Below are 24192 nucleotides of genomic sequence, written 5' to 3' on the forward strand. Positions count from 1 at the left end.
TTGCGGGATAAGGTGTTAGCCGCAGCCGACGGATGAGGGGTCGCACGGAGTCATCCGTGTCGACCCTTTTTCGTTTCGGCTGAGAGGTCGGCGCGACCCCTCATCCGACTCGCTTCGCGGGCCACCTTCTCCCACAAGGGGAGAAGGGCGCTGGCGACAGCTTCCTCGCGAGTTCATATACGCCCCATGACCAGCTTCCCCTCTGCCGACATCCTCGAGAACGGCCTGGCGCTGACGCCGCGCTACGACGCCGCCGGCCTGATCGCGGCGGTCGCCACCCACGCAGAGACCGGTGAAGTGCTGATGCTGGCGTGGATGAACGCCGAGGCGCTGGACAAGACCATGTCCACCGGCGAGGCCCATTACTTCAGCCGTTCCCGCAATGAGCTCTGGCACAAGGGCGCCACCAGCGGCCAGGTCCAGGTCGTCGAGGAACTGCGCATCGACTGCGACCAGGACGCCGTGTGGCTCAAGGTCTGGCCGCAGGGCGACGGCGGCGCCTGCCACACCGGCCAGCGCTCGTGCTTCTATCGAGTGATCGAGGGCGGCAAGCTGGTGAAGCGGCCGTGACCGTCGTCCAGGCGCTCTCGGCCTATGTCGTCGCCGCCGGCCTGCTGACGCTTACGCCGGGCCTCGACACCGCGCTCATCCTGCGCACGGCGGCGGTCGAAGGGCCCAAGCGGGCGGTTTTCGCGGCGCTGGGGATCAATATCGGCTGTCTGATCTGGGGCGCGGCGGTGGCGCTGGGCCTGGGCGCCCTGCTCGCGGCCTCGACGCTGGCGTTCGACATCCTGAAGTGGGTGGGCGCGGCCTATCTGGTCTGGCTGGGCCTCAACCTGTTGCTGAAGCCGCGGGACCGGTTCGAGGTGACCGTCGGTGCGCGGCGCGGCGGGGGCGATCTTGTCTGGATGCGCCGCGGCTTCCTCACCAACCTGCTGAACCCCAAGGTGGGCGTCTTCTACGTTTCGTTCCTGCCCCAGTTCCTACCCGACGGCCTCCAGGCCGCGCCTTTCATCTTCCTGCTGGCGGTGATCCACGTCGTCATCGGCAGTTGCTGGTCGGCGACCCTGATCGCCGGCACCCGCCCCATCGCAGGAATGCTGCAGCGCGCGGCGGTCGTCCGCTGGCTCGACCGCGCCACCGGCGGGGTCTTCATGGCGTTCGGGGTCAGGCTGGCGCTGGAGCGGCGCTGACGCAGGACTGTCGTCGTCCGCTAACGATCCTGATCAACGCGGCGCTAACCGCCGCTGTCGTGAAATCGGCCCGACGGAACGGCGAACGGGAAGGCGCCGGCCGAGCGGGGATGCGTGGCGTATGTTCTTTCTGCTGAACACGGCGGTGATCCGGACCCAGCTGAAGCTGCAGGCGCCGCCCGGGATGCCGCGCCTGGCGTTCAGGTCGGCGACCGAGGTCCTCGCCGCGGGCTGCGAACTGTACCGTGTCCACCCGCGCCTGGAGCGCGACCGGCCGGACATCGCGCGCTGGTACGCCACCCTGCTGGAAGACTCCTTCCCCGACCGGGGCGGCGTCGTGTTCCTCAAGGCCGGCGAGGCGTTCGTCGCCCAGATGCTCGACGTCCCGCTGCCGGAGCTGGTGCGCCTGCACAGCCTGCAGGAATCGGGCATCGATATCCTGCCGGAGCTGAAGGCCAACGTCTGGGCGGCCCAGCTCGCGGCCTGACCTCAGGCCCAGGCCAGGAGCACTACCGACAGTGCGGCGAAGGCGACGCTGCCGCCGAGGAGCGCGCGCGCCCAGAAGGCCGGACGATCGGCTTGGGCAGGGGTTTCCGGGGTCATGGCGGGCTCCTCGTCGTCTCGGGATCGACGTTGGCGCCTCGAACCTGAACCGCGCCTGACGGAGGTCTTAACGATCCGCGAGGATCCGAGATCGCCTCAGGCCTCCTTCAGGCCCGACACGCCCTTGCCGTCCGGCGCGGCCACGAAGGTCTTCACCACCTTGGTCGTGAAGTCCCTGGCGGTGATGGTCGAGACGGCCATCATCTCGCCCTTGGCCTGGTCGCGGGTGAGGGTGAGCAGGACGAAGCCCTTCGAGACCTGGTCGTTGAAGATGACCTCGGGATTGGCCTTGGCGATCAGGTCGCCGGCGTTGATCCCCGGGCTGACCTCGCCGGCCCCGGGGCTGGTGATCCCGGTCGTGCCGAACTCCACCGCCACCCGCTTGCCGGCGGCATCGCTGAGCTCGTTGGCCCAGAAGGAATGGCTGTCGCCGCTCACCACCACCGGCCGGGCGCCGGCGGCCTTGAACACGTCGTAGAGCCGCTCGCGATCGGCGGGATAGCCGTCCCACATGTCCAGTCCGGCGGGCAGGCCGAGGGCCGCGGCCGCCTCGTAGCGGGCCACCCGCTTCTTCGAGGATTCCGGGATGGCGGCGAACTGCTCGGGCGTCAGGTCCTTGCTGGGCGTGGACGGCTTCACGCGCGCCATCACCACCTCGTTGCCGATCACCTGCCAGGCGTGGCCGGCCTTTACCGAGCGGGCGAGTTCGGCGCCGATCCAGGCCTCCTGCCGCGGGCTCATCATCCGCCGCTTGGGGTCGGCGAGCTTGGCTTTCAGCTTGGTCAGGTCGCGCTTGCCGTCGACCTCGGGCGCGTCGCCGTCGAGCGTCACCTGCTGGTCGCGGGCGGTCAGGCGGGTCTCGACCATCACCAGGCTGGCCAGGTCGCCGAAGTCGAAGCTGCGCATGGCCGCGTCGGCCAGGGCGCCGCCGTTCGACGGCTCGCGGATCGGCATCCACTCGAAATAGGCCTTCAGCGCCGCGGCCTTGCGAACCGTCCAGTCGCCCTCCGTCCCCGGCGTATGGTTCTGGGCGCCCGACATGTAGCTGTCGTTGGCGGTCTCGTGGTCGTCCCACACCACGATCCAGGGCGCCTTGGCATGCGCCGCCTGGGTCTGCGGGTCGGCCTTGTACTGGGCGTGGCGGCGGCGGTAGTCGGCAAGCGTCAGGCACTCGTGCGGCGGATCGTGCGGCCGCTCGCCCGCCACGGCGGAGTCCATGCCGTAGGTGCCGGGCCCGCCGTACTCGTAGATGTAGTCGCCGAGGTGCAGAACGGCGTCGACGCGCGGCAGGTCGGCGATGGCCTGGTAGGCGTTGAAATAGCCGTTCGGGTAGAGGGTGCACGAGGCGATCGCCAACACCACGTCCTTCGTCGGCCCGGCCGGCAGGGTGCGCGTGCGGCCCATGGGCGACTTCACGCCCGCGACCTCGAACTCATAGGTGTAGGCGCGGCCCGCATCGAGGCCCGTGGCGTCGACCTTGATCGTATAGTCCCGCGCCGGGCCGGTGGTCCCCGAGCCGCTCCTGGCGCCGCCCGCGCGACGGTCGACGGGGTTGAGGCTCCACTTGTAGGCCACGTCGGCGCCCGGCCTGTCGGGCGTGACCCGCGTCCACAGCACCACCCGGTCCTGCTTCGGATCGCCCGAGGCGACGCCGTGTTTGAAGCTCACCGTGGAGCTTTGCGCCGCCGCGGGCGTTGCCGCTCCGAGGCCGAGCAGGGCCAGGGCCTTCCGCCGGTCGATCTTCATGGTCGTCGCTCCCCGCTTCCGCCCACCGATATGACGCCGCCATACCACAGGAGCATGACAGTCGATGTCCAGCGAAGTCCTTCACGTCGCCCGCGAAAAGCTCAGCCGCAAGACCCTCGACATGCACTATGCGATCACGTCGCTGATGGAGGAGTTCGAGGCGGTCGACTGGTACCGGCAGCGCGCCGACGATACCGAGGATCCGGAGCTGAAGAAGATCCTGCTGCACAACGCGCGCGAGGAGCTGGAGCACGCGGCGATGGTGCTGGAGTGGATGCGCCGCAACGACGCCGAGGTCGGCGAGCAGCTCAAGGAATATCTGTTCACCGAAGGCTCCATCGCCGGCCACGAAGAAGAGGCCAGCGAGAAGCACGGGCTCTAGGCGTCGCGCTCAGGGCTGCGCGCGTATCCGGGTGAAGAGCAGGGCGCCGCGGGCGCGGGCCGCGGCCTCGTCGCAGGTTCCGTCCAGGCGCGGCGCGGCGGTCATCAAGGTCTCGCGGGTGAGAAGCGCCGGGATGCGGGTGCGCGCGACGCAGACCGCGCCGTCGACGCCCCACCCCGCTTCGAACCCGAAGGCAGGGTCGGCCGAGGTGGCGTGGGTCTGGATCCCCGCGACGTCGGCGGTGTCGATGAGCGTGCCGTTGCGCGTGTGGGGCTCGCCCTTCCCCTCGTAGTCGGCGCGGACCATCTGCTGGCAGGCCTGGTAGAGCGGCGCCAATGGGCGGCCGTCGGGCGCGCGGCCCCAGGGATCGTAGCCCCACAGCACGCACTTGCCCTGCGAGCCCGAGGCGCACGTCAGGAACCACGCGTGCTCGTCGGGGACGAAGCGGCGACCGTCCCAGCGGCCGCGGACGGGAAAGCCGGACCGGCGGCCGTAGGCGTCGGCGTCGCAGAGGGGCGAGGCGGCCCCGGTGGCCGGGTCGATGACGCTGAAGGTGTGCAGCAGGACGTCGGCTCGCTCCCGCGCCGCCTCGACCGCGTCGATCCGGACCCGGGTCACCCCGCCGACGCCGTCGGAGATGTCGAGCACGGCGCCGACGAGATCCTTCGACGTCAGGCGCTGGCCCTGACCGGCGTCCACGACGAAGTGCGTGCCTTCCACGTCGAAACGCGCGGCTTGGGCGGCGGTGGCGGCGAAGGCGGCGACGAGGGCCAGGAAGAGACGGCGCATTGGGGGGAGGCTCCAGGCAGGGCGCGCCGCCCGCCCGGAGAGGCGGGCGGCGGCGTTGGTCAGTCGACGGTCAGGCGCTGGCCGGACGGCAGGGTGATCGCGGTCACGCCGGGCTTGCAGGGCTGGGTGGCCTTGCCCTCGCAGGCGACGATCTGCGGCTGCACGGCCTTGTCGGCCACGCCGTTCATGCGCATGCCGTTGAGGTTGATGCCCTGCAGCACGGGGCCGTTCAGGGCCGTACCGTTGAGCGTCGTGCCCTGGAGCACCGGGCCGTTCAGCGTGAGGCCGTTGAAGTTGATGCCGTTGAGCTTGGCGCTGTTCAGCGTGATCCCGTTGAGGGTCAGGCCGTTGAAGCCGCAACGCCAGGCGCCGCAGGCCGTGCTGTATCCGCCCGCGGCGGCGGAGGTCGCGGCCAGGCTGGCGAACGCGAGCGCGGCGAGGGCGAAAGTGGTCTTCTTCATCTGGGTCTTCCTTGTCTGACCCAGCGGGGGCCGGGCGTCGTTGACGTTGGCGGGGCGTTTAGTGAGGCCGGCGCTCGCCCGGGAGTTGCTGCGGTCGCCTCCGGCGTGAGCAACCGTTGCTCGCAGCGTTGCTTTTCCGGGCGCGTGTGAAATCATCCCCCGCGTGTCCGTGTCCCCTTTCGCCGAGAAGCTCGACCTGGCCCTGAAGGCGCTGTCGATGAGCCGGGGCCGCCTGGCCGCAGCGCTCGAAGTGAACAAGTCGGTGGTCAGCCGCTGGGCGTCGGGTGCAGCGACGCCGTCGGCGCTGAACCTTGAGGCCCTGACCAACCTCATCGCCTCGCGTCAGCCGGGGTTCACTTTGCTGGATTGGGACCGAGACCTGCCGGCCCTGGCTCAGCTGTTCGGCGTGGAGCCGGCTGCGCCACCCCTCGTCGCGCAGCCCGCCAGCGTGCTGGACGCCCTGTTCGCCCCGGTGCTGGACATCGCCCGCCAGACCATCCCGCAGCGCACGGCGCCCTACGAAGGGTTCTGGCGCTCGATCCAGCCGGCGCCCGGAAAGCCGACGCGGTTCATCTGCCTGTATGGCCTGATCCGGCGCGCGGACAGCGGGCTGATGGAGTTCCGCGGCGGCTGTGCGGGCCTGCTCTACAACGGCTGGCTGTTGCCCGCGGAGGGCAAGCTGTTCGCCATCGTGCTGGACCATTGGGGCCACACGCCGCTGATGATGGTGCTGAACACCGTCTCCCTGCCGCGCGCCACGCGGCTGGACGGCCTGTGCCTGACTACCCTGATGGATTCCAACCGCACGCCCATCGCGACCCCGGTGGTGTTCGAGCGGCTGAGCGACCTGACCGGCGACCGCGCGGCCGAGGACCGACATTTCGAGGAGCTGAAGACCCGCAAGCCGTTCCCGGACCCGGAGGAAATCAGCCTGGAGGTGCGCGAGCACCTGGTCCGCGACTTCGGGCCGGCCGCGGCCGCCGCCGGGGGCGAGATGCTGATGATGTCCACCCTGGCCCGCAGCCTGGGAGGCGGCGTCATGGCCGCCCCGGCCTGATGGCCTCCGAGGCGGACGAGGACGACAACGACGCCTATGGCCTTCGCGTGGTGACGCTCGAGGGCGGCGGGCGCGTGGACAAGGCGCTGGCCGCCGCCCTGCCCGAGTTCAGCCGCGCGCGGCTGCAGGCGCTGATCGCCGAGGGGCGGGTCAGCCGGGATGGGGCGCCGGTCACCGACGGCTCGGCCAAGGCGCAGGCGGGCGACTACCGGCTGGAGATCCCGCCGGCCGCGCCCGCCGAGCCGCAGCCCGAGGACATCCCGCTGGTGGTGCTGTTCGAGGATGCGCACCTGATCGTCATCGACAAGCCGCCGGGCCTGGCCATGCACCCCGCGCCGGGCAGCGAGAGCGGCACCCTGGTCAACGCCCTCCTGCACCACTGCGGCGACACGTTGTCGGGCATCGGCGGGGTGGCGCGCCCGGGCATCGTGCACCGGATCGACAAGGAGACGTCCGGCGTGGTGGTGGTGGCCAAGACCGACGCCGCGCACCAAGGGCTGTCGGCGCTCTTCGCCGCGCACGACATCGACCGGGAGTACATCGCCCTGACGCGTGGCGCGCCGTCGCCGATCCGCGGGACCATCGAGGGGGCGATCGCCCGTTCCAGCGCCGACCGCAAGAAGATGGCGGTGGTGAAGACCGGCGGCCGTCACGCGGTGACCCACTACACCGTGGCCCGGGTGTTCGGCCCGCAGGCCAAGCCGCTGGCCGCGCGCGTCGCCTGCCGGCTTGAGACCGGGCGCACCCACCAGATCCGCGTGCACCTGGCCAGCAAGGGCGCGCCGTGCCTGGGCGATCCGGTCTATGGCTCGGGGAGCCCCTCGCAACCGGTGAAGGAGGCGATCGCCGAGGCCGGTCTGAAGCGCCAGGCGCTGCACGCGGCGGTGCTGGGCTTCGTCCATCCGGTGACGGGCGAGGCGATGCGGTTCGAGAGCCCGCTGCCCGCCGACATGGCGCGGCTGGAGACGCTGCTGGCGAAGCTATGACCTTGGCGTCGCCACGCGGGCGGCGATCGAGAGCAGTGCGGCGACGGCGATGACGATGATCGCCGTGAAGCGGGGATCGTAGGTTCCGCCGTACATCGGCAGGGCGAAGAAGCCGACGTTGCAGAAGGCGTGGAACAGGGCCGTGGCGAAGATGCTGCGTCCCGAGCCGAAGTAGAGGCGCACGGTCACGACCCGAAGCGCGACGGTCATGGCCACGTGCCAGGCGATCCATTGCGGCGCCCGGCCGGCCTGGAGGAAGGGCACGAGGTGCCAGGCGGCCCATATGACGCCGATGACGAGCGCCGCACCCAGTTCGCCGCGCTGTCGGGCCAAGGGCTCGAGGAGATAGCCCGACCAGCCCAGTTCTTCCCCCAGCCCGGCGAGGAAGAAGGCGGCGAGCATGGCGGCCAGCACCCACGGCGGAGGGCCGGCCGCGGGGACGTGGCCCTGGACCAGCCATGACGCGCCCGCCGCGGCCGGGATCAGGAGGATCAGCGCCGCCCACGCGACGTGGCCGCGCATCCTCCCTACGTCGAACGACCGGGCCACGAAGGCGGCGAGACCGGCGCGCCCCCCGGCCCGGGCCACCAGGACGCCCGCGGCGACGGCGGGCATGAAGGCCATCAAGGCGCTGAGCGGCAGGCCCGGCAACGGCTCGGCCTGGACCACCGCGCCCAGCGCCCAGAAAGGCAAGGTGAGACCCAGAAGGAGGAGCACAAAGCGCATTACGGCCAAGCTGCCGCCTGCCAGACCATCGCGCCAGTGTTTCCGCCTAGCCGACCGCGGCGACGGCCGCCTCGATCTCGGCGATGACGATCTTCTTCTGCTGCAGCATGGCGTCCATGGCGGCCTTGGCGCGGCGGGGGTCGGGGTCACCCATGAGCTCGCCCAGGCGGCGTGGGTTGATCTGCCAAGACAGGCCCCAGCGGTCCTTGAGCCAGCCGCACGGACCTTCCTCGCCGCCGTCGGACAGGGCGGCCCAGTAGCGGTCGACCTCGGCCTGGTCGGCGCAGTCGACGGTAAGCGAGACCGCTTCGTTGAACTTGAAGTGCGGCCCGCCGTTCAGGCCGATCAGGCTGAGGCCGTCCAGTTCGAACTCGACGGTCATGACACTGCCGGGCTCGGCCCCGCCGGGCGCGCCTGCGCCGTAGCGCGTGACGCGGTTCACCCGCGCGTTCGGGAACACCGACGCATAGAAGTTCGCCGCCGTCTCGGCGTCATGGTCGAACCACAGGAACGGGCTGATCTTGGGCATGGGAACATTACCTCCGGGCTTCAGGTTTCCTGGCCCAAGGACGTGGCCGGAAGCCGGTTTCCGACAACGCCCGTTGCAACCTTCGTATGCAGCCCAGCTATCGAACGTATGAGAAACGGCGCCTTGTTGGCGCCACGCTCGGGGCGTAGAAAGCCCTACTAGAGAAGTCGGACATTCGAGCCGTCCTCCCAGCGACCTTTCGGAAGCGCCACCGCATACCTATCTAGGCATCGAGGGGGCGGCGAAAGGCCGAAGCGCGGAGCCGCGCGGCAGCTCGAAGTCCCGGAGAGTAAGGGGATTTTCAATGGCCGTGAACGCGCTCGCCGTGATGTCGCCGGAAGGCGGCCTCAGCCGGTACCTCAGTGAAATTCGCAAGTTCCCCATGCTGCCCAAGGACGAGGAGTTCATGCTGGCCAAGCGCTGGCAGGAGCACCAGGACGCCGAGGCCGCCCACAAGATGGTCACCAGCCACCTTCGCCTCGTGGCGAAGATCGCCATGGGCTACCGCGGCTATGGCCTGCCGATCGGCGAGGTCATCTCCGAGGGCAACGTCGGCCTGATGCAGGCCGTGAAGAAGTTCGACCCGGATAAGGGCTTCCGCCTGGCGACCTACGCCATGTGGTGGATCCGCGCCTCGATCCAGGAATACATCCTGCGGTCCTGGTCGCTGGTGAAGATGGGCACGACCGCCGCGCAGAAGAAGCTGTTCTTCAACCTGCGCAAGGCCAAGTCCGAGATCGAGGCCCTGCAGGAGGGCGACCTCCGGCCGGACCAGGTCAGCCAGATCGCCACCAAGCTGGGCGTGTTGGACGAGGAAGTGGTGTCGATGAATCGGCGCCTGGCGGGCGGCGACGCCTCGCTGAACTCTCCGATGCGCGCCGACTCGGAAAGCGAATGGCAGGACTGGCTCGTCGACAACGACACGCCCAGCCAAGAGAGCGTGGTGGCCGACAACCAGGAAATGAACGTCCGCATGAGCCTGCTCGAGGCCGCGATGACGGAGCTTTCGGACCGTGAGCGCCACATCCTGACCGAGCGCCGGCTGAAGGACGAGCCGACGACCCTGGAAGAGCTCGCCTCGGAATACGGCGTCAGCCGCGAGCGGGTCCGCCAGATCGAGGTCCGCGCCTTCGAGAAGCTGCAGAAGTCCATGCGGGCGGCGGCGATGGAAAAGAACCTGGTCGACGCGTAAGCGCTGAACAGTTCGACGGAACGAGGCGGCCGGGGCGACCCGGCCGCCTTTTTCGTGCGCGCCTCACTCGTAGCGCAGCGCCGCCACCGGCTTCGACTTCGCCACGTTGAGCGCATGGACCAGGACGGTGGCGAGCGCGATCGCCAGCGCCCCGGCGCCTGCGGCCGCGAAGGTCCAGGGCGCCACCCCGACATGGTAGGCGAAGCTGGACAGCCACCAGTTCAGCACCAGCCACGCCACCGGCCAGGCGATCAGGTTGGCCCACAGCACCGGCTTGGCGAACTGCCAGAGCAGGAGCTTGAGAATGTCGCCCGAGCTGGCCCCCATGGCCTTGCGCACGCCGATCTCCTTGGTGCGCCGCTCCGTGGTGTAGGCCGAGAGCGCGAACAGGCCGAGGGCGGCGACCACCAGGGCGATGACGCCGGCGATGGCCACGGTCACGCCCTGGATCAGGGTGTCGACGTAGAGGCGCATCGTGAACACGTCGGTGAAGTACCGCATCATCGGCCGCCCCTGGCCGACCCGCTTCCAGATCCGATCCATGGCGGCCAGGGTCTCCGGGACCCGGGCGCCGTCGAGCTTCACCGCCAGCGAGACCGAGCTGGGCGGCGCAAGGCGCCCCACGCCGTAGAGGAACGGCTCGATGGGCTGGCGCACCGAGCCCAGGGTGAAGTCGGGCACCACCCCGATGATCTCGGACGGTCTGGCCGGCCAGTTCACGGGCCCCGGCCGCCGCAGGGTCTCATCCCAGAAGCCGTGCCATAGTATTGTCTTGCCGACGGCCTCCCGCGGCGACTTGAAGCCCAGCCGGCGCACCGCGGTCTCGTTGAGGATCACCGGCTGGTAGCTGTCGGGATTGTCCATCGCGGCATCGGCGGGGCGGCGCTCGTCGAACAGCCGGCCCGCCACCGGCTTGATCCCGAACACCTCGAAGAAGCCGAAGTCGATCGGCGCGCGCGAGATGTTGAGCCTGCGACCCTCCACGCTGGCGTCGTCGTGGCTGGTGGACAGGTTCATGGCCTCGGCGCTGGCGCAGCCGGCGGCCTTGACCCCGGGCAGCCGGCGCAGCTCGTCGCGGAGGGTGGCCGAACAGGGCTGGGAGAAGACGAACAGGGTCTGGCCCTTGTCGAGCCGCATGCCCTCGTTCAGCGCGTAGAGCGTCTGGCGGGCGATGGTGATGGCGACCAGGATCAGCACGATCAGCACCGTGAACTGGGCGATCACCAGGGCTTGGCGGACGCCGCCGCCGCCCGCCGAGGCGACGGGGCCGCCCTTCAGCACCGCCGCGGGCCGGAAGCCCGAGAGCACCAGGGCCGGATAGGCGCCCGCCAGCAGGGCGATGACGACCATGGCGCCCAGCACCGAGAGACCGAGGCCGGGGTCGTGCAGGTAGTCGAAGGTCATCTTGCGCTGCAGGAAGGCGTTCACCGCCGGCATCAGCAGCTCGGCCAGCGAGAGCGCCAGCACCGCCGAGGCGGCCACATAGAGCAGCGCCTCGCCCATGAACTGGACGATGAGGTCACGACGGCTGGCGCCGGCCGCCTTGCGTACGCCCACCTCGACCGCGCGGCGCGCGGCGCGCGCGGTCATCAGGGTGACGAAGTTGATCGCCGCCACCACCACGATCAGCGCGCCGACGGCGGCGATAGCCCCCAGGATCGCCGGTTCCACGGCCGACTTGGAGTTGAATATCTCCTGGTTGCTCGGCGACAGGTGGATGCGGGTCAGCGGCAGGAAGTGGGTGTCGCGCTTGGTCCGCGCGGTGCGGTTCAGCGCATCGAGCGGGAAGCGGCGGTCCAGGAAGCTCGCCATGCGCTGGTGCAGCGCCTCGGGCGAGGCCCCCGGCTTCAGGCGGACGTAGGTGGAGAGCGTGGTGTCCACCGGCCCGTTGATGTCGCCGAAACGCGAGATCGGGCTTTGCGGCGATCCTGCCGAGGCGAAGATCTCGGCGGTGATGTGGGTGTTGGACGGAAGCGCCTTCAGCACCGCGGTCACCCGGAACGGCTCGCGATCGATGAGCAGCACCTGGCCGACGATGTCCTCGCGGCCGAAGTACTTGCGGGCCGCGCCGGGGGTCAGCACCACGCTGTCCGGCGCGTCGAGCGCATGCTCCAGGTCGCCCGACAGCACCGGGAAGCGCAGGATGCGGAAGAAATTGGCGTCGGCGTAGTAGAGGTTCTGTTCCGCCGCCACGATGTCGCCGCGCCGCACGGTGGGCGGGAAGTAGGCGCCGGTCAGCCGGCCAGCCAGCTCGATTTCCGGAAAGTCCAGCGGCAGCCGCTCGGCCAGCTTGATCTGCGACAGCTTCGTCTCGATGGGCTTGGCGCCCGGCATCTCGATGGTCGAGGTCATCAGGTAGATGCGCTCGTGGTCCGGCAGGAACCGATCGAACGTCAGCTCGTCGCGGACGTAGAGCCCGATGAGCATGGCCGCGGCGAAGCCCACGGCGAGGCCCGCGATGGTGACGCCGGCGTAGAGCTTGTTACGCGCCAGGTTGCGGAGCGCGGCCGCCAGGTAGTTGCGGAACATCGGGCCCTCCGGGGCTCAGGCGGCCAGCAGGGTTTCGGAGACCACCCGGCCGTCCAGCAGCTTGATGGTGCGCTGAGCGACGGCGGCGTGGACGAGGCTGTGGGTGACCATGACCACCGTGACGCCGGCGGCGGCGGCCTCGGTCAGCAGGCGCATCACCTCGTCGCCGTTGGCGGTGTCGAGGTTGCCGGTGGGTTCGTCGGCCAGGATCAAGCGCGGTTCGGACACCAGGGCGCGGGCGACGGCGACGCGCTGCTGCTGGCCGCCCGAGAGCTGCTGCGGCCGGTGGCGCGCACGGTGCGCGATGCCGACGCGCTCCAGCGCCTCGGTCACGCGGCGTCGGCGTTCGGCGGCAGGGACGCTGCGATACAGGAGAGCGACTTCGACGTTCTCGGCGACGGTCAGGTCGTCGATCAGGTTGAAGCTCTGGAAGACGAAGCCGATGTTGTCGCGGCGAAGCTGGGTCAGGCGGGTCTCGGGCAGCTTCGCCACCTCCTCGCCGAAGAAGCCGTAGGACCCGGTGCTGGGACTGTCCAACAGCCCGAGCACGTTCATCAGCGTCGACTTCCCGCAGCCCGACGGGCCCATGATCGCCACGAACTCGCCGGCGTCGATGGTCAGGGACACCCCGTTCAGGGCGAGGGTCTCCACCTCGGCGGTGCGGTAGACCTTGGAGATATCCGTCAGCGTCAGCACGAGCCCCTCCTGCTATTTCGTCAGCACCAGCCGCTCGACCTTCTCGTAGCCGGTGTAGTCCGATGTGATCACCCGCTCGCCGGCGCGGAGGCCCGCGAGCACTTCCACCTGGTCGGCGTTGCGCCGCCCGGTCCGGATGCTCCGCCGGTCGGCCCGGCGCCCGTCGGCGGAAACGACCATGGCCCAGGCCCCGCCCGTGCGTTCCAGGAAGGCGCCCGCGGGCAGCAGCAGGCCGGGGCGGTCTCCGCCCAAGGTCAGCCGCCCCTCCAGCGCCTGGCCCGGCGCGACGCTCTTCGGCTGGGCGCTCGTGAAGGCGAGCTCGACCAGGAAGGTGGCGTCCTTCACCTGCGGGTCGACGCGGGTCACCTTCAACGGCCAGGCGCGCCCGTCGGCGTCCACCGCGCCGGTCTGGCCGACGCGGACGCGGTCCAGGTAGTACTCGTCGACCCGCGCCTCGATCTTGTAGCCCCCGTCGGCCACGATCTGCCCCAGGCGTTCCCCGCGGTCATGGATCTCGCCCACGTTCAGGTGCATGTCGGCCAGCTTGCCGCCCACCGGCGCGCGCAGGACCAGGCTGTCCAGCTTGCCGCGCGCCACCTTCAGGCTCTCCTGCAGGTTCGCCAGTTCGGCGCGGAGCTGCGGCAGCTGTTGGCGGCGCAGCGCGTCCTGGGTGCGGTTGGTGGAGACCTGGAGCGGCAGCAGCTTGCGGTTCAGCGCGAGCTGGTCGCGGGTGTCCTCGTACTTCTGGCGCGGGACGTAGCCCTGGGCCAGCAGGGTCTCCAGCCGGCGCGCATCGCGCTCCAGCCGCACCACGTCGTAGTCGATCTGATAGGCGGCCTTCTCGTTGGCGGCCCGGGCGTCCTCGAGCTGCTTCTCGTAGGCCTGGAGCTGGGTGATCGATTCCGAGAGCCGGCCCTCGCGGTCCAGCACCTCCAGCTCCAACTGGGTGTTGCGGAACCGCACGATCGGCTGGCCGGCCGCGACCACGTCGCCCGACTGGGCCAACACCTCGGCGACCTGGCCGCCTTCCAGCGCACCAAGGTAGACGACCTGGCGGGGGACGACCTTGGCCCGCAGGGTGACGAAGTCGTGGAACACGCCGGGGCCCACCGTTCCGATCACCACGCCTGCCGCCGGCGTGCGCAGGGAGGAGCGCGCGCCGGCGAGGGCCAGGCCCAGGAGCACGACGCCGGCCAGGACGGCCACGGCGCCCGCCGCCAGGAGGAGGCGAGGCCTCCGCCAGGTGGGCCGTGCAACGGGAGTGTCCATCAGCTGGGTCATGCAGCTTCAGTATCCGGCGCGGTCGGGAAACAGCGAAACGTCGTGATTTCAGTTATTTAGTCGACCTTCGCCGGCCAAGGGGCCGTCGCGGTGTCCGGAAATGGACAGCGACAGCCCGGCTATCGGCCGCGCGGCGGGCGCAAGACCTTGAACGGCTTGACCTTTGCCGGCCGCGGTCGGCTGGCCTAGGCTGACAGGGTGGCGCGGAACCTCACCTATCTCGTGGTCGACGACGACCCGGACGTGCTCAAGGCGGCGGTCATGGCCCTGAGCGGGCCTGGCGTCGAGGTCCAGTCGGCCGCCACGCCGCACGGCATCGAGGCCAAGGCGCCGAACTGCGACGCAGTCCTGCTGGACATGAACTTCGCCGTCGGCGCGCGCGACGGGGCCGAGGGCTTCGACAGCCTCGCGCGCCTGCGCGCCGCGGACCCGGCGCTGTCGGTCGTGCTGATGACCACCTTTGGCGGCGTGAGCCTCGCGGTGGAGGCGCTGAAGCGGGGCGCCGTGGACTTCGTGCTGAAGCCCTGGCGCAACGAGGCCCTCACCCAGGCCATGCGGGCGGCGGCCGAGCTCACCGCCGAGCGGCGGGCGGGGGCGCCGCTCAACCTCGACGCCCTGGAGCGCCGGGCCATCGAGCGGGCGCTGGCGCTGCACGAGGGGAACGTCTCGCGCGCCGCCGCCGTCCTGGGCCTGACACGGCCGGCCCTCTATCGCCGCATGGAACGCCATGGCCTCTAGCGGCCGCCTGGGCGAGCTGCGCCTCGGGTTGGGCGTCGCGGTCCGGGCGACGTTCATCGGCGTCGCGGCGTTCGGCGCGGCGCTGGCGGTGGCCGCGCACTACTACGCCACGGCGGTGGTGCTGGCGGCGCTGATCCTGATCGTGCTGGCCGACCTGGTCCGCAGCGTCGGGGCCGCGGACCGGCTCATCGCCCAGTTCGTCGACGGGCTCACAGCCGAGGGCCACGAGCGCCCGGCCCCCCGCCCCGGCTTCCAGCAGGCGACGCAGGCCATCGATGCCGCCCTCGGCCGGCTGGGCGTCAGCCGCGCCGAGGGCCAGCGCCGCATCGACCACCTCGAGGCGCTCACCGACAACGTCGCCGCCGCCCTGCTGGTGACCGATGGCGCGGGCCTGATCGTCAACGCCAACCGCGCCGCGCGCCAGGGGCTGGGCGCCGAGGCCGGCCCCATCGCCAGCGTGCCGGCGCTATCGCCGGAGACCGCCCAGACGCTGACGGAGCTGGCGCCCGGCGCGCGGGCGATCCTGCGCCTGCGGGACGGCCGCGCCGTCCTGGCCCAGGTCGCCCTGTTCACTGCAGACGCGCGCGCCTATCGCCTGGTGTCGCTGCAGAACCTGGCGGGCGATCTCGACGCCGTGGAGCTGAAGGCCTGGCAGGATCTGGTCCGCGTGCTGGCCCACGAGATGATGAACTCGCTGACGCCCGTTTGCTCGATCTCGGAGAGCCTCGCGGCCCGCCTGCGCGCCGGGCCGGTGGCGCCGGAAGAGGCGGCCGAGGCCATCGAGGTGATCGCCCGGCGCAGCGGCGGCCTGATGAGCTTCGTCGAGCGCTATCGGCGCCTGACCGACCTGCCCCGCGCCGAGAAGGCCCGGCTTCCCGCCACGGAACTCGTGCGAAGCCTCGACGGGCTGCTGGCGCCGCTCATCGCCGAGGCGGGCGTGGACTATCGCAGCGTGGTCGAGCCGGCGGGCCTTGTCCTGCACGCCGACCCGGACCTGCTGGAACAGGCGCTCATCAACCTGCTCAAGAACGCGCTCGAAGCGGTCCGTGGCCGGCCCGGCGCCGCGGTCCGGCTCGGCTGCCGTATGGAGGACGACCAGGCGGTGCTCATCGTCGAGGACAACGGCCCGGGCCTGCCGGAGGGCGACCCCGAGACCGCCTTCGTGCCCTTCTTCACCACCAAGGCGGGCGGGTCCGGCGTAGGGCTCACCCTCGCCCGTCAGATCGCCCTGGCCCACGGTGGCCGCCTGGACCACGCCTCGCGGCCGGGCGGCGGGGTGACGTTCCGGCTCCACCTGCCGCTGGCCTGACGCGGCCCTAGCTGCAGCCCTGGCCGAGGTCGATGCAGCGGCCGTCCACGTCGGGCGTGGCGATGTGGAGGAACGGGGCCAGGGTGGGGGCGATGTCCACCGTCTCGACCGGGCCGCCGTCGGCCGGCTCGGCGCCCGGCCACCAGAAGAGGATCGGCACCTGCCGGTCGTGGTCCCAGGCCGAGCCGTGGCCGGCGACGTTCTGGCCGAGCTGGGACGGCATGCCCATCGAGGCGAACTCGGCGTAGTTGACCAGGATGTCGCCGTTGCGCGGCGCATCGAAGCTCTCGGCGAAGCGCTCGATCACCGTGAGCTTGTCCGCGGGCTTGCCCTTGGGCGGGGCCGCGGCGGCGACTTCGGCGGCGGTGAAGACGTCGGCCACGTCGGGCTGGGCCTTCAGCCAGGCGACGGTGGCGGCCATCACCTCGTCGCGGCGCTTGTTGTCCTCGGGCGGCAGGCCCAGCAGGAGCTGGTTGGCGTCGTCGCCGTTGATCGGGTCGTACCCGAAGCCAAACCTGGTCCGCAGCTCGGCGTTGAGCCCGGCCACCAGCTTGGCGGCGTCGATCCGGCGGGCGGGTGATCCGAGGCGCTCGGCCGCGTCGACGCCGCCGTGGTCGGCGCTGAGCGCGACCACATAGGGCACGCCGAGGGCGTCCAGCTTCGCGAAGAACGCGCCGAGGGCCGCGTCGAGCGAAGCCTGCTGCACGCACATCTCGGCGCCGCCCGAACCGTAGCGGTGGCCGATGTGGTCGGTGCCCGAGAGGCTGATGGCCAGCAGGTCGGGCTGGGCGCGGCGGCCGAGGCCCTGGGCGGCGACCAGCTCGGCCGCCATGTCGAGGGTGGTGCGGTCCATCAGCGGCGAGGCGCGGAACTCGGGCGCGAAGGCGGCGCCGGTGCGCCATTTCGGCCCCTGGGTGACTCCTTTGGCGGTCTGCGGCGGGACCTCGCCCGTGAGGGCGAGGCGGCCGAAGGTATGGGGCCTGGCCAGCGGCGCGCAACGCTCGGGCAGGGTTGCGGGCCACAGGTCGGGCGGCGCCTCGTCCCAGGCGGCGAAGAGCTCGCGATTGAACGCCACGGCCGGGGCCAGCGTCGCCGCGTCGGCCGGACCGGCGTATTTCGACGTGCCCCAACCCAGGCCGTCGTTCCACCAGAACACGCTGGTCGGATGGTGGCCGGCCATCATGATCGCGGCGCGGTCCTTGCCCGAGATTGAGGTCACCCGCGCGTCGGGGTGTTTCGCGCGCAGCCAGTCGCCCAAGGTGTCGACCTTGAGGTTCCCGGGCCCCTTCGCCAGCGGATCGGCCACGCCGTCCACCGACACGCAGTAGACGCTGGAGCCGCTGTCGCGGTCGTACCAGGTGTTGGCGACGATGCCCGTGCGGCTGGGATGGTCGCCGGTCAGCAGGGTCGAATGGCCGGGGCAGGTCTCGGTCGAGCCATGGCTCTGGTAGCCCAGGTAGACGCGGCCGTCGGCCAGGCGCTTCAGGCCGCCCGTGTAGGTGGGCCGGTAGCGCTCGAACAGGCTCCAGGCGTACTGGTCGATGGCGATGGCGACCACCAGCTTGGGATCCCTCGGCGGCGGCGCGGCCCGGGCCGCCGCGCCCCCCGAAACGCCGAGCGCCAAGGCCAGCAGCAAACCCGCGATCTTCATCAAGCCGTCCGTACACTGGAACGCGGTCGCCCGCTGTCGCCGGGCAACGACGGGAAAAGCCGGCGAAAGGCCAGTGAACTTTTCTTGGCGCCGCCGCCGGCGGCTGGAGCGCTTGGCCAGCATGCGATCCTAGCGCGAACAAAATCAGACCTTCGCGGAATAAGAGATTGAAACAACCTGTACGATAAGGCCTATTCAGAACATCGTTCTCGACGCGCGGGTGGGGGCCCGGCGACGGATGCGAATCGCGGTCCGGAACCGCTCGCATCGCTAGGGATCGGGACCCCGAGACGCGGAGAGACGCCGCGACGGGAGGGGTGCATGTCACCGATCGGTCTGTTGTTGGCCCTGGCGGCCGGCTGGGCGCTGCTGCGGTTCTGGCTCGTGCCGCTCACGAAGAACAGTTGGAACGCCGCTGACCTGAAATCGAAGATGGCGCGCGCCGGATCGCTGGTCGTATTGGAGAAGAGCCGCGACCTCGTGGGCTTCGGCGCGATCGCCATCGCGGCGACGCTCACCTTCGTCCAGGTCGCCGGATGGATCGGCGGCGCGAACGCCGATTGGCCCCGCGCGGTGATCGGCGCGACGAGTTCGGTGTACGGGGCGCTGAAGGCGATCTCCGAAGGCTATGGCCTCGCCCTGACGATTCTGGGGTTGATCGGTGCCGCCATCGCCCTCTGGTTCGCCGCCCGGAGAGCCAAGCAACGGGTCGTCGAGGTCTGGATGAAGGAGGCGAACGCCACCTTCCAGAGCCTGCAGGCCGACCTCGGCCAGATCGAGGAGGCGCGCCAGGATCCGGCGCTCGCGCCGCAGGTCGCCGCGGTTGACGCGGCGATCTCGCAGATCATCGCCCAGGGCGAGCCCACGGCCGAAAACGCGCGGCAGCTCGACGCAGCGCGCGATCGGCTCGGGCAGGCCATGTCGTCCCTCGCCATCGCGTGGGCCGGCCGGCGCATCGACATCCCCGAACTCGCGGGCAAGCCCGAGGAGGCGCCGGTGGGGTCCGGTGCGCCCTGGCAGCGCTTTGCCCGCGTCCTGTCCAGCCGCAAGCTGGCCGAGGATCTCGGCATCGTCCGCAAGCCACTCGGCCGCGTGATCACCGGACTGTTGTTCGTCTCGCTGCTCGGCTGGTCGTCGGAACCCTTGGCTAACAGCCTGCGGCTCAGCCTCAACAACATGCGCGTCAGCGCCGCCCAAGATCAGGCGCAGCGGCAGCTCGACGGGATGATGTCGCGCCTACCGCCCGCGCCGCCCACGGCGAAGAAGGACGAGGACGACCCGCCGACGGCCGCCTCGCCGGCCGTCCAGCGCGCCTCGCAGCTCGTGGCGCGCGGGGTGATGCGCGACATGATCCGCCGAGGCCTCATCGCGCCGCCCCCCGGGCACGCCGCCGCGCTGCAAAGCCACGACCAAGCCGACGTCGTCCGCGCGGCGCTTCTGGGCGAGACGGTCGATCCGGAGACCCCGCACGCCGCGGTCCGGCAGGCGGCGGCCGACGCCGTGGCGGCCGGCGACGGGCCTGGCGCGTCCCACGCCGAGGCGCACATTCGCCGTCAGATCGAGCCGGTCCTCCAGCAGATCGCCGAGCGCGACCCACGCCGGCTAGACACCCTGCTCGCTCGGCTGGAGGCGCGCTACGCGACCCCGATGTCGGTGGCGGACGCCCAGGGCAAGCTGACGGAGAAGGTCATCGACGAGGTTTTCAGCAACCTCGACGCCAAGCCGCACGACGAGTTGGGCAAGCAGGCCCAGAAGCTCGGCAAGGAGTTCGGCAAGAAGACCGTGCAGACCTGGGTCGACGCCCAGACGAAGCAGTTCGTGACCCTGGCCCTCAGTGACGCGGCGTTGCCCGAGGTGGAGCGCGCGATGTTCCTAGAGTCGCGCCGGTCGACGCGCGACATGCTGGTGTCGCTGCGCGCGCCCGAGGCGCAGGTCTGGCGGCCCTCCGCAGCGACCTCGAAGGAGATCCAGGCCGCTTCGGCAGTGTCCGACATGATGGCCGCGGCCGACGACGGACCCGGCCGCCCGCCCCGGACGCCGGCCGGCTACGACGACCTGTTCCCCGCGGCCAACGCGCCAATTCCGCCTGAGCCCCCGGTTGGTGGCGGAGGAGGAGGAGGAGGCGGCGGCGGCGGCGGCGGTGCGGGCGGCGAGCGCTTCTCGCGCGCCCGCGCCTCGAGCTTCCACCTGGCCTCCAGCAGCTTCCGCGCGCGCGGCGTGATCGTCGGGCGGCCGATGACGGGACGCGCGCTGGACGTCAATGACATCCGTTGGTCGATCGCAGCGCCCGCCCGCGCGGACCAGCCGCATCGCGTGGCGGTCTCGCTCCGCATCGTCGACGCGCGCGGCGCGGCCGCATGGCGGCCCATCGGCAGCTTCGACGCCGGGGTGCTGAACCAGGGGGTCCGCTACGCCGCCGACCGCCGCGTGGTCGCCACCACGATCATCGCCGGCGACGGCCGCGTCGTCGGCCGCCAGACGTCGCTGCATCCCGCTCTGGCCGACACGCCGCTGGGCTGCCGGGTGGTGGCGGCGGATCGGCTCGTCGACACCTTCAGCTTCTCGCGGCCCGGGATCGGGCAGCTCACAATGGATCGCGTGGCCATGGGTGACTGGCTCGAAGTCGCGAAGATGGCGGAGGTCGGGTCGAGCGCGCCCTCGTGTCCGGTCGAGAAGCTCCGCGAGTATGCCAAGGAGGCCAAGCTGCAGCCGGTGCGCTTCTCGCCGGCCACGCGCAGTTCGATCGACAGCTTCATGGCGGGTCTGGGGCGGGCCACGCCGGGCAGCGAGGTGTTGCTCCGGCACGCCGACCGATGCGCGACCGGCCCGACGGCGCGCCTGGCCACTTGCCTCTGCACCAACCCTCCCAGCCTGCCGGCCCGCTATTGGTACCCAGAGGACCACACCTCCCAGGTGCGCGAACGCCAGGCGTCGCTGACCCCGGACTTCGCGTGGCTAAGGGGGTCCGCGCAGGGACTGGGGAACCTGGACTTCATCACCCACACCACCTTCGCGGTTCATGTCCGCGACACGGGCGAAGTGGATGAGACGACGGCCTACACCTTCATGTTCCCGGCGAGCGAACTCACGGCGCTGCGCCAGGAGGTCGTCCGGCGCACGCCCGGCTTCGTCGCCTCCGAGCTCAACGGGCCGAGTTATGGCGATTTCGTCCGCCCGCTGGAGGAGTTCGTGCTCGCCCAGCGCCTCGCCCGCGCCGCGCTGGACGGACAGCTCGGGCGGGATTTCCCGCTCGCCAAGCTGATCGCGCTCGAGAAGGCAACGCGACGCTACGTGCCCAACCAACCCACCCTGCGCTGGGAGCCAAGGGACGTGCAGGGTTTCGCACGCAAGCTGGACGAGACGAACCCCGACGGGGCGCGTCTCTTCCGGGCCGCCTACACGGACCAGGCGACCCGCATGCGCGACGGACGCCCGATGTGCGGACCGGCGTCGAAGTAGGCCTCACGCCTTCTTCTGCGCGGCGATCCAGCGGTCGACGCGGGTTTCCAGGACGGGGAGCGGGAGGGCGCCGGCGCCGACGACTAGGTCGTTGAAGCCGCGGATGTCGAACTTCGGACCCAGGGCCTCGCGGGCGCGGGTGCGCAGCGCCAGGATCTTCACCATGCCGACCTTGTACGACGTGGCCTGGCCCGGCGTGACGAAGTAGCGGCGGATCTCGGAGCGGATCTTGCCTTCGGGCTGCGGGGAGTTGGCGCGGTAGAAGTCGAGCGCCTGCTGCTCGCTCCAGCCCTTGGCGTGGATGCCCGAGTCGACCACCAGGCGGATGCCGCGCCAGATCTCGCGGCCCAGCCGGCCGAAGTCGCTGTAGGGGTCCTGGTAGAAGCCCATCTCCTTGGCCAGCAGCTCGGAGTAGAGGCCCCAGCCCTCGACATAGGCGCCGTAGTTGTACTGGCCGCGGAACTTCGGCAGGCCGGTCATCTCCTGGGCCAGCATGATCTGCATGTGATGCCCGGGCCAGCCCTCGTGGTAGGCGGTGCCCTCCAGCTCGAAGGTGGGCGTGGCGGCCGTGTCGGCCAGGTGGACGTAGAAGATGCCCGGCCGCGAGCCGTCGGGCGCGCCCGAGGAATAGTGCGCCGCACCGCCCGGCTCCTCCCGGAAGCTCTCGACCCGCTTCACGATCAGGTCCGACTTGGGCAGGCGGCCGAACACGGTGGGCAGCTTGGCCTTCATACCCGCGAGGTAGCCCTCGGCGAGCTTCAGGTACTCGGCGCGGCCGGCGTCGTCGTTGGGCAGGAAGAATCGCTTGTCGGTGCGCATGAAGACGAAGAACTCTTCGAGTGACCCCGCGAAGCCGATCTTGGCCTTCAGCGTCTCCATCTCGCCGCGGATCCGCTTCACCTCGCTGAGACCCAGCTCGTGGATCTGGTCGGCGGTCATGTCGGTGGTGGTCTCGTCGCGCAGCTTGGCGGCGTAGTAGGCCGCGCCGTCGGGCAAGGCGCCGGCGCCTTTGGCTTCCGCCGGCGTGTTGGCCTGGTCGGCCGCGAGCCAGGCGCCGATCCGGTCGTAGGCGGGCTTCATCTGGCCGGTCATGGCGGCGGTCACCGCGGCCAGCATCCGGCCTTCGGTCGCCGCGTCGATCTTGCCCGCCGCGCGCAGCTTGGCGAGCTTGGCCGTCGCGTCGGCGTAGAGCGCCGAGTCCTTGCCGGTGTCGAACGGCGCGCCCGTGGTGAGGCGACGGACCTCCTCGATCGACTGGACGTAGGCGAAGCGGGGCATGCGCACGCCGGCCGCCGCCGAGGCCTGGGCGCGCGCCAGGGTCTGATCCAGCGCCGGACCGATGGCGGCGACGCGGGCGATGTAGGCCTCCATGTCGGCGGGCGTGTCGACGCGGTGCTGGTTGATCAGCAGGTTCGGCAGCTGGGTGTGCCGGCCGCCGCGGGCCAGGACGTACTCGTGGCCGCGCCACCTGTGGTCGGCCTCGGCGCGCTCGAGGGCCAGCACCCACATGTCATAAGAGGTGCGGGCGTCCTCCCCCAGCTTGTCGACCGGGAACCTCGCCTTCATCTCGGCGACGCTCTTCCGGCGCCAGGCGAGGGCCCGGTCAGCGGCGGCCTGGCTCTCGTCGTCGAGCTTGTCGTACTGCTCCTTGCGGCCCAGGCGGGTCAGCCGCTCGGGGCTCATCCGCAGTTCCTGCTCGAACTGGGCGTCGAGCCAGGCGGTGAGGTCGGCGTCCGCGGCGGAGGCGCCGGTCGCGACGGCGGCGAGGGCCAGGCCAAATCCGAAATCTCGGCGGGACAGACGCATGGGAACACTCCTGACGATTGCGCCCGAGGCGTAGCCAACTTCGCCGCGGCCCGCCAGCCGCTCGCGCTTTACGCCGGCCGCGGCGGCCCTTAGGCAGGAGCCTGGACACGGGGAATACACGTATGGCTTCCGGGCTGGTCGCGCTGCTGGACGACGTCGCGGGGATCGCCAAGCTCGCGGCGGCCTCGGTGGACGATGTCGGCGCCGCCGCGAGCAAGGCGGGCGTCAAGGCGGCCGGCGTGGTGATCGACGACGCGGCGGTGACGCCGGGCTACGCCGTGGGATTCACGCCCGACCGCGAGCTGCCGATCGTCTTCAAGATCGCACTGGGGTCGCTGCGCAACAAGTTCGTGTTCCTGCTCCCGGGCGCCCTTTTGCTGAGCGCCTTCGCCCCCTGGGCGGTGACGCCCCTTCTCATGCTGGGGGCCTCGTTCCTCTGCTACGAGGCCGCGGAGAAGATCGTCGGGGCGCTTCTCCATCACGACGGCGCCGACGAACCGGAAGAGCTGGCGCTGAGCTCGGCGGAGCTGGAGAAGCAGAAGGTCTCGGGCGCCATCCGCACCGACATGATCCTATCGGCCGAGATCATGGCCATCGCCCTGAACGACGTCACCAGCCAGCCGCTGGCGCTGCAGGCCGCGGCGCTGGCGATCGTCAGCGTCGGCATCACCGCCGGCGTCTATGGCGTCGTGGCCCTGATCGTGAAGATGGACGACATCGGCCTGCACCTGTGCGGGCGCAGCAACCGCGGCTCCCAGGCGCTGGGCCGCGGCCTGGTGAAGGCGATGCCGGTCATTCTCGACCTGCTCACCAAGGTGGGAACCGCCGCCATGCTCTGGGTCGGGGGCGGCATCATCGTCCACGGGCTGGAGCACTTCCATGTGCCGGGCGTGCATCCGGCGGTGGAGGCCCTGACGCACTGGGCCGGCCAGGTCCCGGCCGTCGGGGCGGTGACCAGCTGGCTGGCCTTCGCCGTGGCCTCTGCGGCGGTGGGCCTGGTCTGGGGCGGCCTGATCGTCGGCGTCCTCCACCTGATCCCGAAGCGGAAGGCGGCTTAGG

General features: G+C 70.8%; 21 protein-coding genes. 11 read left to right on the forward strand and 10 right to left on the reverse strand.

The features are described from left to right. Window positions 1–186: 186 nt before the first annotated feature. The 3 genes from hisI to ACODSY_RS15375 all read left to right on the forward strand — a co-directional run bounded on the left by hisI (window position 187) and on the right by ACODSY_RS15375 (window position 1680). Window positions 187–570: a phosphoribosyl-AMP cyclohydrolase gene (gene hisI / locus ACODSY_RS15365; RefSeq protein ID WP_488952639.1), complete on the forward strand. Its 384-nt coding sequence runs from the start codon at window positions 187–189 to the stop codon at window positions 568–570. Further along, on the forward strand, window positions 567–1193 hold the full coding sequence (locus tag ACODSY_RS15370) for a LysE family translocator (RefSeq protein WP_488952640.1): 627 nt from the start codon (window positions 567–569) through the stop codon (window positions 1191–1193). Before hisI ends, ACODSY_RS15370 begins: the two co-directional genes overlap by 4 nt. A gap of 121 nt (window positions 1194–1314) precedes the next feature. After that, window positions 1315–1680 (forward strand): hypothetical protein, encoded by a 366-nt coding sequence (locus ACODSY_RS15375; RefSeq protein ID WP_488952641.1) that lies wholly within the window; start codon window positions 1315–1317, stop codon window positions 1678–1680. 212 nt (window positions 1681–1892) lie between these two features. Here the strand turns inward: ACODSY_RS15375 and ACODSY_RS15380 are convergent, their stop codons facing one another. Then, window positions 1893–3542, reverse strand: coding sequence for an alkaline phosphatase D family protein (locus tag ACODSY_RS15380; protein WP_488952642.1), 1650 nt, complete (start codon window positions 3540–3542; stop codon window positions 1893–1895). Window positions 3543–3606: 64 nt separating this feature from the next. Here ACODSY_RS15380 and ACODSY_RS15385 point away from each other — a divergent pair, with 64 nt between their 5' ends. After that, window positions 3607–3924 carry a ferritin family protein gene (locus ACODSY_RS15385; protein ID WP_488952643.1) on the forward strand — a complete coding sequence of 106 codons (318 nt, stop codon included), beginning with the start codon at window positions 3607–3609 and terminating at the stop codon, window positions 3922–3924. A gap of 9 nt (window positions 3925–3933) precedes the next feature. On the opposite strand, the gene ACODSY_RS15390 is transcribed toward ACODSY_RS15385, so the two are convergent. Then, window positions 3934–4713 (reverse strand): ADYC domain-containing protein, encoded by a 780-nt coding sequence (locus ACODSY_RS15390; RefSeq protein ID WP_488952644.1) that lies wholly within the window; start codon window positions 4711–4713, stop codon window positions 3934–3936. Window positions 4714–4772: 59 nt separating this feature from the next. Then, window positions 4773–5174 (reverse strand): hypothetical protein, encoded by a 402-nt coding sequence (locus ACODSY_RS15395; protein ID WP_488952645.1) that lies wholly within the window; start codon window positions 5172–5174, stop codon window positions 4773–4775. 163 nt (window positions 5175–5337) lie between these two features. Here ACODSY_RS15395 and ACODSY_RS15400 point away from each other — a divergent pair, with 163 nt between their 5' ends. Together ACODSY_RS15400 and ACODSY_RS15405 are read left to right on the forward strand one after the other, a co-directional pair. After that, window positions 5338–6231: a helix-turn-helix domain-containing protein gene (locus tag ACODSY_RS15400; RefSeq protein ID WP_488952646.1), complete on the forward strand. Its 894-nt coding sequence runs from the start codon at window positions 5338–5340 to the stop codon at window positions 6229–6231. After that, window positions 6231–7217, forward strand: coding sequence for an RluA family pseudouridine synthase (locus ACODSY_RS15405; protein WP_488952647.1), 987 nt, complete (start codon window positions 6231–6233; stop codon window positions 7215–7217). Before ACODSY_RS15400 ends, ACODSY_RS15405 begins: the two co-directional genes overlap by 1 nt. On the opposite strand, the gene ACODSY_RS15410 is transcribed toward ACODSY_RS15405, so the two are convergent. After that, window positions 7212–7943, reverse strand: a complete 732-nt coding sequence (locus ACODSY_RS15410; RefSeq protein ID WP_488952648.1) for a CPBP family intramembrane glutamic endopeptidase — start codon at window positions 7941–7943, stop codon at window positions 7212–7214. The two genes, ACODSY_RS15405 and ACODSY_RS15410, sit on opposite strands and share 6 nt — an antisense overlap. Before the next feature lie 46 nt (window positions 7944–7989). Continuing rightward, entirely contained in the window at window positions 7990–8472 is a 483-nt protein-coding gene (locus tag ACODSY_RS15415; RefSeq protein WP_488952649.1) for a VOC family protein, read from the reverse strand. A 304-nt stretch (window positions 8473–8776) separates the two neighbouring features. Between ACODSY_RS15415 and rpoH the strand changes: the two genes are divergently transcribed. Continuing rightward, complete coding sequence (rpoH, locus tag ACODSY_RS15420) at window positions 8777–9664, forward strand: RNA polymerase sigma factor RpoH (protein ID WP_488952650.1); 888 nt, start codon at window positions 8777–8779, stop codon at window positions 9662–9664. A gap of 63 nt (window positions 9665–9727) precedes the next feature. On the opposite strand, the gene ACODSY_RS15425 is transcribed toward rpoH, so the two are convergent. From ACODSY_RS15425 to ACODSY_RS15435, 3 genes are read right to left on the reverse strand one after another with little or no spacing between them, the layout of a single operon-like run. Then, complete coding sequence (locus ACODSY_RS15425) at window positions 9728–12193, reverse strand: ABC transporter permease (RefSeq protein ID WP_488952651.1); 2466 nt, start codon at window positions 12191–12193, stop codon at window positions 9728–9730. Between the two features lie 15 nt (window positions 12194–12208). Continuing rightward, window positions 12209–12889, reverse strand: coding sequence for an ABC transporter ATP-binding protein (locus ACODSY_RS15430; protein WP_488952652.1), 681 nt, complete (start codon window positions 12887–12889; stop codon window positions 12209–12211). A gap of 12 nt (window positions 12890–12901) precedes the next feature. Beyond that, complete coding sequence (locus ACODSY_RS15435; RefSeq protein ID WP_488952653.1) at window positions 12902–14170, reverse strand: efflux RND transporter periplasmic adaptor subunit; 1269 nt, start codon at window positions 14168–14170, stop codon at window positions 12902–12904. Window positions 14171–14368: 198 nt separating this feature from the next. Here ACODSY_RS15435 and ACODSY_RS15440 point away from each other — a divergent pair, with 198 nt between their 5' ends. Beyond that, window positions 14369–14908 (forward strand): response regulator transcription factor, encoded by a 540-nt coding sequence (locus ACODSY_RS15440; RefSeq protein WP_488952654.1) that lies wholly within the window; start codon window positions 14369–14371, stop codon window positions 14906–14908. Next, complete coding sequence (locus ACODSY_RS15445) at window positions 14898–16217, forward strand: sensor histidine kinase (protein ID WP_488952655.1); 1320 nt, start codon at window positions 14898–14900, stop codon at window positions 16215–16217. Before ACODSY_RS15440 ends, ACODSY_RS15445 begins: the two co-directional genes overlap by 11 nt. 7 nt (window positions 16218–16224) lie before the next feature. Here ACODSY_RS15445 and ACODSY_RS15450 read toward each other — a convergent pair whose 3' ends face one another. Then, window positions 16225–17868: an alkaline phosphatase family protein gene (locus ACODSY_RS15450; protein ID WP_488952656.1), complete on the reverse strand. Its 1644-nt coding sequence runs from the start codon at window positions 17866–17868 to the stop codon at window positions 16225–16227. A 321-nt stretch (window positions 17869–18189) separates the two neighbouring features. On the opposite strand from ACODSY_RS15450, the gene ACODSY_RS15455 reads away from it, so the two are divergent. Next, on the forward strand, window positions 18190–21327 hold the full coding sequence (locus ACODSY_RS15455) for a hypothetical protein (protein WP_488952657.1): 3138 nt from the start codon (window positions 18190–18192) through the stop codon (window positions 21325–21327). A gap of 3 nt (window positions 21328–21330) precedes the next feature. On the opposite strand, the gene ACODSY_RS15460 is transcribed toward ACODSY_RS15455, so the two are convergent. After that, on the reverse strand, window positions 21331–23133 hold the full coding sequence (locus ACODSY_RS15460; RefSeq protein WP_488952658.1) for a DUF885 domain-containing protein: 1803 nt from the start codon (window positions 23131–23133) through the stop codon (window positions 21331–21333). 122 nt (window positions 23134–23255) lie between these two features. Here ACODSY_RS15460 and ACODSY_RS15465 point away from each other — a divergent pair, with 122 nt between their 5' ends. Continuing rightward, complete coding sequence (locus ACODSY_RS15465) at window positions 23256–24191, forward strand: DUF808 domain-containing protein (protein WP_488952659.1); 936 nt, start codon at window positions 23256–23258, stop codon at window positions 24189–24191. Window position 24192: the final 1 nt, after the last annotated feature.

Source organism: Phenylobacterium sp. FG114 (genome assembly GCF_057809855.1).